Here is a 15,362-nt window from a genome sequence, read left to right as displayed (position 1 = left end):
TTTACAGATTTATAAAATTAGTTGTATCTTTGCCACCGTAGAAATTTCATAATGGGACAGCGTTATGAGAAATCAATATTATGATAAAAAAATGGTCTTATTATTCAGGTTTAATAATCCTGGTAGCTTTCCTAAGTTTAGGATTTAAATCTGTAGAGTTAGAAAAGTATGATTGGTTTCACGTAGACGAAAATAATGCAGTAGAAAGCATTGTTCCGTCAGAAGATGAAATCAAATTTGTTGATTTTGATTTTCCGTTTACAGGAAGATCGTTTACAGGCTTCAAACAAGCTGTTGCAAAAAAAGAGTCCCAGGGACAATATAAATTGATCAATCCTTTTGGATATATGGGTAAATATCAGTTCGGGGGTAGTGCTCTGAGAACAGTTGGTGTCTCTAATAAAACAGCATTCTTGAACAGTCCTAAAATGCAGGAAAAAGCGTTTAAAGCGCTTTTAGCCAGAAATAAATGGGAATTGAGAAAAGAAATAGAAAAGTTTGAAGGAACAGTAATAGACGGAGTAAGAATAACAGAATCCGGAATTCTTGCCGCAGCCCATCTGGGAGGAGCAGGATCAGTGAAAAGCTATTTGAAAAGTAACGGAAAAAGAAAGTTCAGAGATGGTTTCGGAACTTCAATTGTAAGTTACATGGAAAAATTTGGTGGTTATGATACTTCTAATATTATAGCCAATTCACGAGCTAAAGTAGTAATGAATTAATACTACTGCATTTTGTGAATGATGAAGATAGAAGGTCGATTGTGTAAATCGACCTTATTTTTTTTCCAGTCCATAACTTTCATTGTTTTAATGTACTCCGTCGGTAATGTAATATCACAAGCAATACATAGTAAAGTTGAAGGATGTAATATCTGTAACAAATCCTCCGTTAATTTATTATTTCTGTAAGGCGTTTCAATAAAGATCTGTGATTGATTTTTATCCTGAGATAACTTCTCAAAATTCTTTAAAGCCTGTTTTTTCTCTGATTTATCTATAGGTAAATAGCCGTTAAATGCGAAACTCTGCCCATTCATTCCCGATCCCATTAACGCCAGTAATATAGAAGATGGACCCACTAAAGGAACCACCTGAATACCTCTTTCATGAGCAATCTTCACGATTACTGCCCCCGGATCAGCTACTCCCGGACAACCCGCTTCAGACATTAATCCAATATTTCTTCCTTCCAGACACGGTTTAATCATCTGTTCATATTCCGTTATTTCAGTATGCTTATTTAAAGTACTTAACTGTAAAGACGATTGCTGTTTTTCAGGGTGTATACTTTTAATAAACTTACGTGCTGTTTTTTCATTTTCAACAATATAAGTATCAATAAAATCAATAGCTCTTTTTACAGTTTGCGGTAACACATCCATTGGTTCAGAATCACCAAGAGTTATTGGTATTAAATATAGTTTCCCTAAAAATTGGATTGGTTTCATGATATGGCTTATAAAAATTCAGAATACAAAGATACTTTCAAAAATAGAAATTCTATACTCTTTCATTATGATTTTAAAAACTTGTTATTAAACGATGTTAAAACAAATAACTTTTTATGCTCAATAATAGAAGTATCTTATAGGAGATCTGGTAAATAATATTTTGATTTATGGAGTAAATGGAGTATTGTCTAGTTTTTAGAGAATTAAAATACTTATACAGAGCTTTTTTAATTTATCAAAAAAAGAAATGCTTGTGTTTATTCTCTCTAATTAACTTCTACTAGATTATGATACCTTAGTTTGTATTGTAATAAAAATCTTATTTTTTAATAACTAAATTAGTTTGTTTTAATTATGTTTACCGACTGTTCTTAAAAATGATACTATTTAATCTGTTGTGTTGTTTATGTAGGCAGTAGTGTATTATAATAACTAATAAATAAAAAAGAATGAGAAAAATTTTACTCTCAATATTGTTGATTACAACTTTAACGAATTATTTAAATGCCCAGGAGGTGAAATTTGGCGTAAAAGGAGGTTTAAATACGGCCTTTTTAATTAGTAATACAAATGACGGATTAGATAAAAGTCCAAGAATAGGTTTTCATATTGGAGGGCTAGTTGAAATTCCTTTGACAGATGGACTGTCGATACAACTGGAATTGTTGTTTTCACAACAAGGAGTTATTTTTAAAGATTCTGAGATGGTAAATGGGGATAATTCAGATAGATATAAAGTTACTATGAAACAAAATATAAAGTTATCCAATATCAATTTACCAATAATTTTGAGGTATAAAATAATAGATCGTTTTTATGGTGAATTTGGTCCACAGATTGGTTATGTAGTGAGTGCAAAAAACAAATGGAATATTAAAGGACCCGGACATAGTGAAAGTGTAGAGTTTAATATGCTTGAAGAAGGTTATTTTAGCTTTTTAGGAGATACATATAAACATGAAAAATCAATTAATCAGTTGGATATCAGTTTAAATATTGGTGCGACTTATGAGTTGGAAAGTGGAGTCTTTTTTCAAGGAAGATATAATATAGGTATGACTTATGTAAACAAGAAATCTCCCAATAGTCTTGATAATAATTTTCGTTATATGAATTCCGTATTACAGTTTTCTTTAGGGTATAAATTCTAAAATAGAATTTGATATACTGCTTTAGTAAAATGTTTTTATGTCTAACCGATTTTTAAAATCGGTTAGACATAATCAAGGTAAAGATTAGTGATTTTTCTTGCTTTAAAAGATAAATTCCTATAAAAGTAAAAAAAGATATCTATTATTTAGAATGAATATAAATAATAGATATCTTTATGGAATAGTAATTCAAAACAAAAAAATCATGAGAAATAATATACTATTCTTATCGCTTTTTATTATTCCTGTTATTTTATTATCTTGTTCAAGTTCAAGTGATGATAATTTAAAAACAATAAATTTATTACCTGTTCAGGGAGTATATGAATGGAACTTCGAGATTCCAAATATAAGTAAGCAGGTTTCTGTTCATGCCTTTTATAAGGATTCAATCAAATATAATATGATTGGAAGTGCTTATACTAATGAATATATGCAGATTATAAAAAAATATGATTCGAAAGAACAAAGATGTATAAGTATAGGAAAGGGGGGAGGGAAAGATGGTGTATATTTTTTAATGTTTTTTAAAGATATAACAGACTCTACTGTAACTATTTTTAAAAAACAATGTACAGACCTAAACGAAGCAGAAAGCTTCCCTATGCCGTCGGCTGATGCTCAGGAAGATCATGGTTGGAACATTTATCATAAAAAATAAGACAGGAAAATAAAATAAGATATTCTTTTTGCAATACTGAAGTTATGTTTACAGAGATATATGCTTAAAGAGTATCTTTTTCAATTAGTTTTTTAGTAATAACATCACAAACCTCATTCAGCATAGTATATACCGTTTCAAATCCATCTTCTTTACCAAAATAAGGATCCGGTACATTTCTGTTTTCATCAATAAATAATTCATTAAGAATCATTTTGACTTTCTTTTTGACTTTTTCATTTGGAGCTAACTGGATAACAGCGTGATAATTTTCACGATCCATTACATAGATATAGTCAAATTCCAGAAAATCAACAGAATTGAACTGACGACCGATAAGAGAAGAGATGTCGATTCCTTTCTTTTTAGCAATAGCAATAGCCCTTTCATCGGGATGTTGTCCAACATGCCAGGCACTTGTGCCGGCAGAATCTACCATGAATTTATCTTTAGGTAATTTAGATTGTAAAATACCTTCTGCCAATGGAGACCGACAGATATTACCTAAACAGACCATTAAGATTTTAGTAATCATATTATATTATAGAGATAGTTTTTTATTGATATCGTCAACAAATTTTTTGAACTGTTTGTCGGTAGCAACTAAGTTATCGACAGTCTTGCAGGCATGTAATACAGTAGCATGATCACGATCACCAATTTGGGAACCAATATTAGCTAAAGAAGCCTTAGTATATTTTTTTGCGAAGAACATTGCCAGTTGTCTTGCCTGTACAATATGACGTTTTCTTGTCTTCGATTGTAGGACTTCTAAATCCAGTTGAAAGTAGTCAGAAACTACTTTTTGAATATAATCAATAGAAATTTCACGTTTTACGTTCTTAACAAATTTTTCTACAATTTGTTTTGCCAGCTCTATTGTAACTTCTTTTTTATTAAAAGAAGACTGAGCAATTAAAGAGATAATAGCTCCTTCAAGTTCTCTTACATTTGATTTAATATTTCTGGCAACATATTCAATGATTTCTTCCGGCATTTCAACACCATCACGATACAGAATGTTCTTTAGTATAGAAACTCTGGTTTCATAGTCCGGTTGGTGCAATTCGGCAGAAAGTCCCCATTTAAAACGGGATAATAAACGTTGTTCAATATCTTGCATATCGACAGGAGCCTTGTCAGAGGTTAATATAACCTGTTTACCGTTTTGATGCAAGTAGTTAAAGATATGAAAGAACACATCTTGTGTACCTGTTTTTCCGGAAAGGAACTGCACATCATCAATAATCAGAACATCAATTAACTGATAGAAGTGAATAAAATCATTTCTTGTATTTCTTTTTACAGAGTCAATATATTGTTGTGTAAATATTTCAGCAGAAATATATAAAACGGTTTTTTCGGGGTATTTATCTTTTATTTCAACGCCAATAGCATGTGCTAAGTGTGTTTTTCCTAACCCGACTCCTCCAAAGATAAGTAATGGGTTAAAAGAAGTCCCTCCTGGTTTATTAGCAACAGCCATTCCTGCAGATCTTGCTAATCGGTTAGCATCTCCTTCCAGGAAATTATCAAAACTGTAATTGGCATTTAATTGAGATTCTATTTTTAAGTTTCTGATTCCCGGGATTATAAAAGGATTTTTTAATTCCGGGTTTTTATTATGTAAAGGAACATCAACTTCCTGTGGTTTAACAGGAGATCTGTGCGCGCTTGGTAATTGTTCTGTAAATGGTTGTTTATTGCCATAAGTATTCTCCATTTTAATTTTATAGAGTAACTTTGCATTTTTACCAAGTTCTTTAGTTAATGCTACTTTTAGTAGTTTTACATAATGTTCCTCCAGCCATTCATAGAAAAATTTACTGGGAACTTGAATGTACAATGCATTATCTGTAAGCTCAACTGATTTAATCGGTTCAAACCAAGTTTTGTATGCTTGATCTTGAATATTGTCTTTGATAAAAGACAAACAGCTTTCCCATACTGATTGTGCAGTTTTGTTCATGAATTCAAGTTTATAATTGTTAAACAAAGAATAGTCTTACTAAAAGAGGGGTGTAAAAAGTACTACTCTTCTAGACAACAAATATGGGGCAAATTTCTTTAAAAAAAAATCTTATTGTGGTTGATTTTGAGGAAAAAATATCGTAAGTAATTCTTTTTTGAAAATAAAAATAAATTAACAAAAAATATATGAAAATAGATGAATTTAAAGTTAGGGTTCGTTATGCCGAAACAGATCAAATGGCAGTTGTATATCATGGGAATTATGCTCAGTATTTTGAAATGGGGCGCGTGGAGTGGTTGAGAAAGCTGGGGGTTTCATATAAATGGATGGAAGAAAGCGGAATTATGCTTCCGGTTGTTTCATTGACTATGAATTATAAAAAGCCGGCTCGTTATGATGACCTTCTTACAGTTAAAACAATTTTCAAAAGTCAGACTTCAGTTAAGATCGAATTTGATTATGAAATTTATAATGAAAAAGAAGAGTTATTAACAATTGGAAATTCTGTTTTAGTATTTGTTGATATGAAAACCGGAAAACCAACTCTTCCTCCGGAATATGTAAAAGAGAAATTAAAAGAGTTGTAATGTTTGTATTATTCTTTTAATTTTATTTCAATTTCATACAAATTATTAAAAATGTCGAAAACCATTTCGGCATTTTTTTTTCGGGTTGTAATTTCAATTTTACAACTCATTTCCATTTTCTGATCTGCAATTTCCAAATTCTTTTCTTTTATAACACGCATAACCTTATTCATATTCTTATAATCAAAATCAAGAATATAGTGAATGTTAATTGTCTTTTCGATAATATCAGCGTTTTCAAGTGTCATTTGTGCTGTTGCTTTATAGGCTGTTATTAATCCGCCAACGCCAAGTTTAATACCGCCAAAATAGCGTACAACAACAATAAGTACATTTGTTACTTCAAAAGATTGAATTTGACCGTAAATAGGGGCGCCGGCACTATTGCTGGGTTCGCCATCGTCATTTGCTCTGAAAGAAATCTTTTCGGTGCCAATCTGGTAAGCATAACACCAGTGTCGAGCATTATGATGTTGTTTTTTCAGATCTTCAATAATGATTTTTACCTCATCTTCAGACTGAACAGGGTAGGCATAGCCAAAAAACTTACTGCTTTTATCTTTGTATAAAACTTCTTCTGAAGGAGTTTCTAGTGTTCTGTAAGTGTCTTTAATTTCCAAAATTCGTTTTAGTTAAACCAATAAAAAGAGTAAATATAATTGTTAAGTACAAAATGATGTTCTATAGGGTTTTTATAATTAGAGGAGTATTATTTTTTTATCAAATAAATGAATAACATCTTCTTCGCCAACCTGCAAATTCCAGACCTGTAAACCAAGTGTCTGAGCTATATCCGTATTGTCTTTATTGTCATCCACAAAAAGAGTCCTGTTTGGAGATAGTTCATGTTTCTGAATGATATAATTAAAAATTTCCGGTTCCGGTTTTCTCATGCCCATTTCAAATGAAAAATAGACTTTTTTAAAGCATTGGTAAAAATCTCTGAAAAAAGCTTGTCCGACTGTTTGTTCAAAAGAATCAATATGGATCGAATCAGTGTTACTGAGTAGGAACAGATCGTATTTATCAGATAGTTTTTCTAAGAATTCAAGACGATATAACGGAAAATCGGATAAGAGTTTGTTCCATGCGTTTTTAATCGCTTCAGAGCTCACGTTTGGGATTTGTTGCTGAATACCTTTTAGGAATTTTTCTTCTGTTATCTTTCCTTTTTCGAATTTTCGATTTAGTTTTTCTAAATCTGCATTCCATTCTTTAAGTCCCAGTTTTTTGAATTCCTGCGTTGCTGCTTCTTTATCAAGGTTGATAAAAATATCTCCAAAATCAAAAATTATTGTATTGATCATAGTTTCTATAGATTAAAAGTTCATCATCGAGAAGGTTTTGTTTTGAAATATATTCAGAATTTAAAACAGGAGCCTTAGTGCCTTCTTTGAAGTTTATATTTCCCTTAAAAACCCTTGCTTCATCCCAGATACCGGAATCAATAAAAGTTTGTAAAGTTTGTCTTCCTCCTTCTATGATAACGGATTGTATATTTTGTTTATATAAAATTATTGTAATTTGTTCTATTATAGAATCGGCAAAAGAGATTGTTTCATAGATACAGTTTTCTTCGGATTTTTTGTTTTGTTCTGTAATAAATATTGTTTTGACCGTGGTGTCAGAAACAAAACTTTCCTTAGGTAATTTTAAATTTCGGTCTATTACTATTCGAACAGGATTGTTTCCGGTCCAGTCTCTTACATTTAATTTAGGATTATCATCCAGTACTGTTTTTGTTCCTACCAGAATAGCCTGTTCTTCGCTTCGCCATTTATGAACCAGCTGACGAGAATAAATATTGGTGATCCAAATTGGTTTTTGTTCTTTCTTTGATAATGGACTTATGAACCCATCCTTGCTTTCTGCCCATTTCAAAATAATATAAGGTCTTTTCTGCCGGTGAAAAGTAAAGAATCTTTTATTTAGTTCAATACATTCTTTTTCTAAAATACCAATAGTAACATTTTTACCCGCTTCAATTAGTTTTTTTATTCCGGTTCCCGCTACTTTAGCAAAAGGATCCATAGTTCCGATAACCACATTCGGTATTTGTTGCTGAATGATCAGATCACAACAGGGAGGTGTTTTACCAAAATGGCTACAGGGTTCCAGACTCACATAAATAGTGGCACTTTTTAATAATTCTTTATCTGCAACAGAGTTTACCGCATTGACCTCAGCATGTGCTTCGCCTACTTTTTGATGCCATCCTTCCCCTATGATTTTATTATCATAGACAATTACACTACCCACAAGAGGATTTGTATAGGTTGTTCCCAGTCCGTTTTTAGCTAATTCTATACAGCGTTTTATATATTTTTCATGTATCTCCACTAAACAAAAATAATATATTCTGATAACAATATGTATTATAAATAAAGAATACATAAATTTAAAAGAACTTGATTTTTTATAGTTGCTTTTTGAGTAGATTTTTTAAACTATATAATCAGATTTCCGTTAACCTAATTATTTTTTTATTTGTCTGTATTAATAATACATTTTTATATTTTTGTTTGCTTTAATATTAAAATTTTTAGATTTTGATATTAATTTTATTTTATTTTTAGTCATAATGTTTTTGTTTTTTTATATATTGCCAACTGAGTTTTGTATAGATTAGTTCGAGATATATTTCTTTTCTTTATTATTTAGCTACTACAAAAAGAATAGTTTCAATTGACCATATTACATAATTTATTTTATGTTCTTTAAAGAAACATTAAAGAATAGAATAACGCTAAAATAAAACTAAAATCATGGCAAATTTTTTAAAACCATCTGCTCATAAACCACTTTTACCGGAAAATAAAGTTGATAAGGAATATAAAAGACTTCGTTGGCAGGTGTTTTTTGGCGTTTTTATTGGATATGCAGGTTATTACTTGGTAAGGAAAAATTTTTCTTTAGTGATTCCTGACCTTATAGAAATGGGGTATTCAAAAACGGAATTAGGAATTGCAATGTCAGCAGTTTCTATAGCTTACGGGATAAGTAAGTTTGTAATGGGGAGTGTTTCAGATAGAAGTGATGCTCAAAAATTTCTTGCTTTAGGATTGTTTTTATCTGCAATTGTTACATTTATGTTTGGGACAATACCTATTCTGACCTCTAGTATAACTATTATGTTTGTGATGCTTTTTGTTAGTGGATGGTTTCAGGGAATGGGGTGGCCTGCTTGTGGACGAGTAATGGTACACTGGTTTTCGACTAATGAGCGAGGAACCAAAATGTCAATTTGGAATGTAGCTCATAATGTAGGTGGAGGAATCATTGGACCATTAGCTATTTTAGGAGTTTTTATTTTTGGTGATTGGCAGAGTAAGCTGTATTTCCCGGCTATTATAGCAATGTTTGTAGCTGTAATTGTTTATCTGTTAGTTCGTGATACACCACAATCTTGTGGTTTGCCTAATATAGAAGCGTATCGTAATGATTACCCTTCTACTTATACAAAGGATTCAGAGAAGGAACTTACAACCAAAGAGATTTTTTTAAAGTATGTTTTAAACAATAAAGTTTTATGGCTAATAGCCTTTGCTAATGCTTTTATTTATTTAGTAAGGTATGGAGTCCTTGATTGGGCACCCGCTTATCTCGAAGAAGTAAAAGGTTTTTCAGTAAAAGAAACAGGATGGGCTTATTTTTTATATGAATGGGCAGGTATACCGGGAACTTTGCTTTGTGGTTGGATATCAGATAAAGTGTTCAAAGGTCGTAGAGCACCGGCAATAATTATTTATATGTTGTTGACAATGTTTGCTGTCATATTATACTGGAAAAACCCGGCAGGTAATATTTGGATTGATAATATAGCATTGATAGCTATCGGGTTTCTTATTTATGGACCTGTTATGCTTATTGGTGTTCAGGCTCTGGATCTTGTTCCTAAAAAAGCAGCCGGGACAGCAGCCGGCTTAACAGGGTTGTTTGGATATTTAGGTGGAGCTTTATTTGCGAATATTGTTTTTGGTTTTGTAGTTGATAATTGGGGATGGGATAGTGGATTTCTTATTTTGATAATAGCCTGTCTTCTTTCCATAGTGTTTATTTCATTCACGTGGACAAGAGAGCAAAAAGAAAGTTCTGTACTATAAAATTAATTTATGACTAAATTAAATACCATTATACTTATGACTAAATTAAATTTAATTAAAAAGGAGTTTTTTTATTTATCCATTCTTGTTTTTGGATTTTATTCATGTCACAGGGACCAATCAGATAGATCAGATATGAATATAGCTAAAGAAATAAAAGTAAGAACATTGAATTCTGAAATGGAGAAAGTAAGAGATTATGTTTATCAGAATGCTGTTATTGCACATCGTGGCTCTACCTATTGGGCACCGGAAGAAACTGAAGCAGCTTTCAGATGGGCACGTCAAATAGGGGCAGACTATCTTGAAATTGATATACAAAGAACAAAAGACGGAGTGTTGCTGGCATTACACGATGATAATCTTCAACGAACATCTAATATTGGGAATGTATTTCCTATCAAACAAGATTTTTATGTATATGACCTTACATTTGAGGAGATTATGAAATTGGATGCAGGTTCTTGGTTTAATCACGCTTCTCCAAATCAAGCCAGATCTTCATTTTCCGGACAATATATTTCTACACTAGAAGATGTAATTAGGATAGCAGAAGGAAAACGACTTGCCCGAAATGTTGACGGAACCCGAAAATATACCAGAGATGCAACTACCGGACAATATACATTTTATTATGAACCTGATCCTGCAGATAATGGTAATCGTCCGGGGGTATATATTGAAACAAAAGAACCATGGATGTTTCCCGGAGTAGAAAAAGATATTTATAAGGAACTTGATCGCTTAGGTTGGAATAGTATTACAAATCCACAAACAGATACGGAGTATTTTAAAAACGGAAAAGTAAATACCGGAAATACAAATGGTCGGGTTGTATTACAAACTTTTTCTTCAAATAGCTTACTTGAAATCGAAAAAAACTTTCAAGGTAAAATTCCGGTTTGTTACCTGTTGTGGGCTCATTCTGAGTTTCTAAAAGTAGGTGCTCCGTTAGAATATGCCGCCGCGATTAATTTTGCCGTTGATCACCATACGCATTATATCGGTCCGTCTATAGCGGGTGCTCCAAATAATTATTCAGATCTATTATTATTATGGCAGGCCAAAATGGCTCACAGAGCAAAGTTAAAAGTACACGCTTATTCGTTTGATTCTCGCGTACAAATGGAGAAATATTATGGTTTATATTTTGGAACTGAAAAGGGTGAAGTTAAAAACAAACCATTGACTGATGCTATGTTTACCAATAGATCGGAAATAACAATTGATTTTTATAAAACTCAAAAAGTAAGACCGAATAACATTTCGGGAAATGATAAACATCCCGAAGAAATCTTAGAGGAGTTAGGGTATACAAAATAAGTTCATTCCATTTAATATAATATTATGAAAAAAACAAGTTTAATAATAATTGTTTCATTTTTAGGTTTTGGAAGTTTATTTGCTCAGAATGATTCTGATAGTGAGACAAGCGTAATAAAGTATAATATAGAAGATCAGGATATAGTCATTAAAGTAGGAGGGCGGGTATCTTTTGAGGGGGTTCATTACATTAATGATAAAATGGATATGAGTTCAGGTGCTCAAATAGGAGAAGCACGTTTAGGTGTATTTACATCTTTTAGTAAAGATATAGATGTTAAGCTGGATTTAGATTTTGCTTTTAGCAATATGGTTTTTAGAGATATTTTTGTTCGTTGGAATATGGTTCAAAATGCATCGCTGAGAGTTGGTCATTATATAGCTCCTTTTTCAATGGAGCGAACAGCCAGTACCGTTGATCGTTTTCTGATTGGACCGGCAGCAACAGTTAATGCCCTGACTTTAGATCGTAGAATTGGAATTTCATATCGTATTTATAATAATAATTTTTGGAGTGAAGCTGGTGTTTTTGGAGGGAATATAAATCAAAAGAAAGAAGGAGATGATTCATGGGGAGTGAGTGGGAGATTTATTTTTAATCCTCAAATAGTTGGAATGATTTTTCATATCGGAGGAGGAGTGTCGTATCGTACTTCAGACCCAAATGGATTTGATGAAGGAGATGATGATTATAACAGAATTATTCGGTATTCGTCAAATGCAGAAACTACTGTTGATAAAACAAAGATTATTGATGCTAAAATTGAACATGCAAAAGATGAGTTACGATTCAATACAGAAGTATTATTGGTTACCGGTAAATTCTTTGTACAATCTGAATTTACATCTGCTAAAGTTACTAGAAAAAGAGATAATCAGAAACTATTTGAGAACCAACTAGGAGGGATGTGGAGTTTTCCTACTATTGAAGCATGGGAGAGATGGTATGGAAAAGATCTTCGGGATTTATCGTTCAAAGGGGTTTATTTACAAGTAGGCTATTTGATTAGGGGTGGAAAATATAACTATGACCGATTTCAGGCTATAAACAGACCCTGTAGAGAAAAGGGAGCTATTGAAATAATTGCTCGTTATAACTATACTGACTTAAATGATATTGATGGAATTTGGTACAATGGTAAGTTTTATGATCCCGACAAAGGAGTAGGGATTGACCCTCCAAATTTTAACTATAGTATGGCTGGAGGACGAGTAAATTCATATACTTTTGGAATGAATTATTACTTTAATAAATATGCTCGATTCATGGTTAATTATGGCTATCAACATCTTGATAATCTAAATTTTGAAGATAAATATTTACATATATTGCAATGTAAATTACAGATAAGTTTTTAAGAGTTCGTTCTAAAGAAAGGACACATGAGTAATATCAATGTTTGTTAAGAGTCTCTTTTTTGCCTATACTGTATAGTATTCAGACAATAAGTACTTCAACCCCCATATCTTCAAGTGTTTTTACCGTTTTTTCATTGACCATATTATCTGTTATGATCTGATCTACTGCGTCAAAAGAACAAATGCGACCAAATCCTTTTCGTCCGAATTTAGAAGAATCGGCTAATACAACAGTACGTTGAGCTGCGGCAATCATTAGTTGATTTACATTTGCTTCCATAAGATTACTTGTGGTACAGCCATATTGTACATCAATACCATCAACTCCTAAAAAAAGCTGACTACAGGCAAACTGAGAAAGCATATGTTGCGTGAATGGACCGTTTACAGAAGTAGATGTTTTTCTGACAATCCCTCCAAGCTGTATAACATCGATCATTGGTTTTTCTATAAGAGCCATAGCTACATTCAGTGCAGAAGTAAGTACAGTAAGTTGCTCCTGTGCTTCTATTGCCTGTGCCATATAAAGAAGAGTTGTTCCCGAAGCCATAATAATAGCATCATTAGGACTGACCAGACTTGCCGCTTTCTGAGCAATTCGAAGTTTCTGAGCAACATTTATAGTTTCCTTCTGATAAACATGTATATCCTGCGTATAAGGATTTGTTTTAGAAACATTTCCGTGCGTTCGAAAAAGAAGCTTTTTGTCTTCAAGAAGTTTCAGATCCTTTCGAATCGTTACAGATGAAACTTCCAGTTCATTACTAAGATCAATAACACGTATTTCTTCTTCCTCTTCAAGACGTTTAAGAATGTAAGCATGACGTTTATTTATTGAAAATGATTTCATTTTGCTTTATTTAGAAATGACTTATTAATGCAAAGATAGTAAATAAGGAGTGTCTAATATGAAAAATAAGGTGTGTTTAAATTTTGAATAAAACTATTTTATATTTAAATAATTGATTTTAAAGAAGTATTTTTTAGGATTGAAAAAATTTTGTATTAAAATGAAAACAACTATATCGAAATCAAAAGCAATTAAAAAGAAACAAAAAGAAACAAAAAAATAGTATTTAATAAAAAAAATATTTAGCTTTGTTATCAAATAAAGATAAATTAAGTATAAATACCATATTGTTATGAATAGAGAACATAGTATCGAAAGGATAAGTAAGGAAGAGATTTGGGATTTTGTGATTATTGGAGGAGGAGCTACAGGATTGGGAGTTGCTTTAGATGCTGCTTCAAGAGGATATAAAACAGTATTATTTGAGCAGTCCGATTTGGCAAAAGCAACCTCAAGTCGTAGTACTAAATTAGTGCATGGCGGAGTGAGATACTTAGAACAGGGAAATATTTCTCTTGTTCGTGAAGCGTTGAAAGAAAGAGGTTTGTTACTGAAAAATGCACCTCATCTAACAAAGAATATGTCTTTTATTATTCCCAATTATACCTGGTTTGATAATGTACTCTATACCGTTGGACTTACCTTATACGATCTGTTGGCAGGAAGATTAAGCTTAGGAGCATCAAAATATCTTAATAAAAAGAAAGTAAAAGAATATTTACCTACCATAAAAGAAGAAGGATTAAAAGGAGGGGTTTTATATCATGACGGTCAATTTGATGATTCCAGACTGGCAGTAAATATTGCACAGACCGCTATGGAAAAAGAAGCCGTGATCCTTAATTATACCAAAGTAGAAAATATACATAAAGATGCTTTCGGCAAAATTAATGGGGTAGAAATAAAAGATATTGAAACAGGGTTATCCTATCAGATAAAAGGTAAAGTAGTTATCAATGCTACAGGAGTATTTGTGGATGATATCATTAAAATGGATAATCCGAAAGCAGGGAAAATGGTTCGACCAAGTCAGGGGATACACCTTATGCTGGATAAATCGTTTTTACCCTCAACCAATGCTCTGATGATTCCGAAAACAGATGATGGACGCGTGCTTTTTGCAGTGCCATGGCACAATAAAACGTTAGTAGGAACAACAGATACATTGAGAGATCATCCGGAATTAGAACCTCATGCTTTAGAACAGGAGATTGAATTTATATTAAATACAGCCGGACGTTATCTGGATAAAAAACCTACCCGTAAAGATGTGTTGTCAGTATTTGTAGGACTAAGACCATTAGCAGCACCAAAAGGAGAAGGTAAAAAAACAAAAGAAATTTCACGAAATCATAAAATAATTGTATCTTCTACTGGTTTAGTGACTATTACAGGGGGGAAATGGACTACTTACAGAAGAATGGCAGAGGATACTGTAAATAAAGCAGTTGCTACTGTCGGATTACCATTTAAAGAATGCGTTACAGAACATTTAAAGATTCATGGTGCTCCTAAAGAAGCAGTTTCTGCTAAAACAGCGCAAGATCCGGGCCAACCTTTTATAAAAGAAGATCGTTTATATGTTTACGGTTCCGACAGAGAAGCAATAGAACAATTTATGAAAGAGAGATTGGAGCTAACTGAGAAACTGGTACAGGAATATGATTATACCAAAGCAGAAGTCGTTTGGGCAGTACAACATGAATTTGCTCGTACTGTAGATGATGTGTTGGCAAGACGATGCAGAATGTTGTTCCTTGATGCAAATGCAGCCGTTAAAGCAGCACCTGTAGTAGCTCAGATTATGGCAGAACTATTGAACAAAGATCAGAACTGGATTGAAGATCAGGTAACAGAATTTACGACTTTAGCAAAAGGATATATCCTTTAATAAATACAGAAG

General features: G+C 32.3%; 15 protein-coding genes. 8 read left to right on the top strand and 7 right to left on the bottom strand.

Annotated features, from left to right (window positions below):
* Positions 1–80: 80 nt before the first annotated feature.
* Positions 81–722: a peptidoglycan-binding protein LysM gene (locus tag AC4FQX_RS08430; protein ID WP_491167247.1), complete on the top strand. Its 642-nt coding sequence runs from the start codon at positions 81–83 to the stop codon at positions 720–722.
* Positions 723–724: 2 nt separating this feature from the next.
* On the opposite strand, the gene AC4FQX_RS08425 is transcribed toward AC4FQX_RS08430, so the two are convergent.
* Positions 725–1,450 carry an SAM-dependent methyltransferase gene (locus AC4FQX_RS08425; protein WP_491167246.1) on the bottom strand — a complete coding sequence of 242 codons (726 nt, stop codon included), beginning with the start codon at positions 1,448–1,450 and terminating at the stop codon, positions 725–727.
* Between the two features lie 452 nt (positions 1,451–1,902).
* Between AC4FQX_RS08425 and AC4FQX_RS08420 the strand changes: the two genes are divergently transcribed.
* Positions 1,903–2,604, top strand: coding sequence for a porin family protein (locus tag AC4FQX_RS08420; RefSeq protein ID WP_491167245.1), 702 nt, complete (start codon positions 1,903–1,905; stop codon positions 2,602–2,604).
* A 205-nt stretch (positions 2,605–2,809) separates the two neighbouring features.
* Positions 2,810–3,265 carry a hypothetical protein gene (locus AC4FQX_RS08415; protein ID WP_491167244.1) on the top strand — a complete coding sequence of 152 codons (456 nt, stop codon included), beginning with the start codon at positions 2,810–2,812 and terminating at the stop codon, positions 3,263–3,265.
* 64 nt (positions 3,266–3,329) lie between these two features.
* Here the strand turns inward: AC4FQX_RS08415 and AC4FQX_RS08410 are convergent, their stop codons facing one another.
* Positions 3,330–3,800 (bottom strand): low molecular weight protein-tyrosine-phosphatase, encoded by a 471-nt coding sequence (locus AC4FQX_RS08410; RefSeq protein WP_491167243.1) that lies wholly within the window; start codon positions 3,798–3,800, stop codon positions 3,330–3,332.
* Positions 3,801–3,806: 6 nt separating this feature from the next.
* Positions 3,807–5,234 carry a chromosomal replication initiator protein DnaA gene (dnaA, locus tag AC4FQX_RS08405; RefSeq protein WP_491167242.1) on the bottom strand — a complete coding sequence of 476 codons (1,428 nt, stop codon included), beginning with the start codon at positions 5,232–5,234 and terminating at the stop codon, positions 3,807–3,809.
* Between the two features lie 188 nt (positions 5,235–5,422).
* Here dnaA and AC4FQX_RS08400 point away from each other — a divergent pair, with 188 nt between their 5' ends.
* On the top strand, positions 5,423–5,824 hold the full coding sequence (locus AC4FQX_RS08400; RefSeq protein ID WP_491167241.1) for an acyl-CoA thioesterase: 402 nt from the start codon (positions 5,423–5,425) through the stop codon (positions 5,822–5,824).
* A gap of 8 nt (positions 5,825–5,832) precedes the next feature.
* On the opposite strand, the gene AC4FQX_RS08395 is transcribed toward AC4FQX_RS08400, so the two are convergent.
* From AC4FQX_RS08395 to ribD, 3 genes are all read right to left on the bottom strand, one after another.
* Positions 5,833–6,444 (bottom strand): IMPACT family protein, encoded by a 612-nt coding sequence (locus tag AC4FQX_RS08395; protein WP_491167240.1) that lies wholly within the window; start codon positions 6,442–6,444, stop codon positions 5,833–5,835.
* Between the two features lie 78 nt (positions 6,445–6,522).
* Positions 6,523–7,131, bottom strand: coding sequence for an HAD family hydrolase (locus tag AC4FQX_RS08390; RefSeq protein WP_491167239.1), 609 nt, complete (start codon positions 7,129–7,131; stop codon positions 6,523–6,525).
* On the bottom strand, positions 7,109–8,164 hold the full coding sequence (ribD, locus tag AC4FQX_RS08385; protein WP_491167381.1) for a bifunctional diaminohydroxyphosphoribosylaminopyrimidine deaminase/5-amino-6-(5-phosphoribosylamino)uracil reductase RibD: 1,056 nt from the start codon (positions 8,162–8,164) through the stop codon (positions 7,109–7,111). Before ribD ends, AC4FQX_RS08390 begins: the two co-directional genes overlap by 23 nt.
* A 425-nt stretch (positions 8,165–8,589) precedes the next feature.
* On the opposite strand from ribD, the gene glpT reads away from it, so the two are divergent.
* The 3 genes from glpT (at position 8,590) to AC4FQX_RS08370 (ending at position 12,609) form a co-directional block, all read left to right on the top strand.
* Positions 8,590–9,927, top strand: coding sequence for a glycerol-3-phosphate transporter (gene glpT / locus AC4FQX_RS08380; RefSeq protein WP_491167238.1), 1,338 nt, complete (start codon positions 8,590–8,592; stop codon positions 9,925–9,927).
* A gap of 135 nt (positions 9,928–10,062) precedes the next feature.
* A complete protein-coding gene (locus tag AC4FQX_RS08375; RefSeq protein WP_491167237.1) occupies positions 10,063–11,250 on the top strand; it encodes a glycerophosphodiester phosphodiesterase family protein in 1,188 nt (395 codons plus the stop codon).
* Between the two features lie 24 nt (positions 11,251–11,274).
* Complete coding sequence (locus AC4FQX_RS08370; protein ID WP_491167236.1) at positions 11,275–12,609, top strand: OprO/OprP family phosphate-selective porin; 1,335 nt, start codon at positions 11,275–11,277, stop codon at positions 12,607–12,609.
* Positions 12,610–12,688: 79 nt separating this feature from the next.
* Here AC4FQX_RS08370 and AC4FQX_RS08365 read toward each other — a convergent pair whose 3' ends face one another.
* Positions 12,689–13,459, bottom strand: a complete 771-nt coding sequence (locus tag AC4FQX_RS08365; protein WP_491167235.1) for a DeoR/GlpR family DNA-binding transcription regulator — start codon at positions 13,457–13,459, stop codon at positions 12,689–12,691.
* Positions 13,460–13,751: 292 nt separating this feature from the next.
* On the opposite strand from AC4FQX_RS08365, the gene AC4FQX_RS08360 reads away from it, so the two are divergent.
* Positions 13,752–15,350, top strand: coding sequence for a glycerol-3-phosphate dehydrogenase/oxidase (locus tag AC4FQX_RS08360; RefSeq protein ID WP_491167234.1), 1,599 nt, complete (start codon positions 13,752–13,754; stop codon positions 15,348–15,350).
* The last annotated feature ends 12 nt before the right edge of the window (positions 15,351–15,362 follow it).

It is taken from the genome of Flavobacterium sp. AK-301, assembly GCF_058310215.1.
This window is presented reverse-complemented; position numbering and strand designations above follow the sequence as displayed.

Bases quoted from the DNA above. Each gene is read 5' to 3' on its own strand.
- AC4FQX_RS08430 (WP_491167247.1), top strand. From the start codon at position 81: ATGATAAAAAAATGGTCTTATTATTCAGGTTTAATAATCCTGGTAGCT.
- AC4FQX_RS08425 (WP_491167246.1), bottom strand. From the start codon at position 1,450: ATGAAACCAATCCAATTTTTAGGGAAACTATATTTAATACCAATAACT.
- AC4FQX_RS08420 (WP_491167245.1), top strand. From the start codon at position 1,903: ATGAGAAAAATTTTACTCTCAATATTGTTGATTACAACTTTAACGAAT.
- AC4FQX_RS08415 (WP_491167244.1), top strand. From the start codon at position 2,810: ATGAGAAATAATATACTATTCTTATCGCTTTTTATTATTCCTGTTATT.
- AC4FQX_RS08410 (WP_491167243.1), bottom strand. From the start codon at position 3,800: ATGATTACTAAAATCTTAATGGTCTGTTTAGGTAATATCTGTCGGTCT.
- dnaA (WP_491167242.1), bottom strand. From the start codon at position 5,234: ATGAACAAAACTGCACAATCAGTATGGGAAAGCTGTTTGTCTTTTATC.
- AC4FQX_RS08400 (WP_491167241.1), top strand. From the start codon at position 5,423: ATGAAAATAGATGAATTTAAAGTTAGGGTTCGTTATGCCGAAACAGAT.
- AC4FQX_RS08390 (WP_491167239.1), bottom strand. From the start codon at position 7,131: ATGATCAATACAATAATTTTTGATTTTGGAGATATTTTTATCAACCTT.
- glpT (WP_491167238.1), top strand. From the start codon at position 8,590: ATGGCAAATTTTTTAAAACCATCTGCTCATAAACCACTTTTACCGGAA.
- AC4FQX_RS08375 (WP_491167237.1), top strand. From the start codon at position 10,063: ATGAATATAGCTAAAGAAATAAAAGTAAGAACATTGAATTCTGAAATG.
- AC4FQX_RS08370 (WP_491167236.1), top strand. From the start codon at position 11,275: ATGAAAAAAACAAGTTTAATAATAATTGTTTCATTTTTAGGTTTTGGA.
- AC4FQX_RS08365 (WP_491167235.1), bottom strand. From the start codon at position 13,459: ATGAAATCATTTTCAATAAATAAACGTCATGCTTACATTCTTAAACGT.
- AC4FQX_RS08360 (WP_491167234.1), top strand. From the start codon at position 13,752: ATGAATAGAGAACATAGTATCGAAAGGATAAGTAAGGAAGAGATTTGG.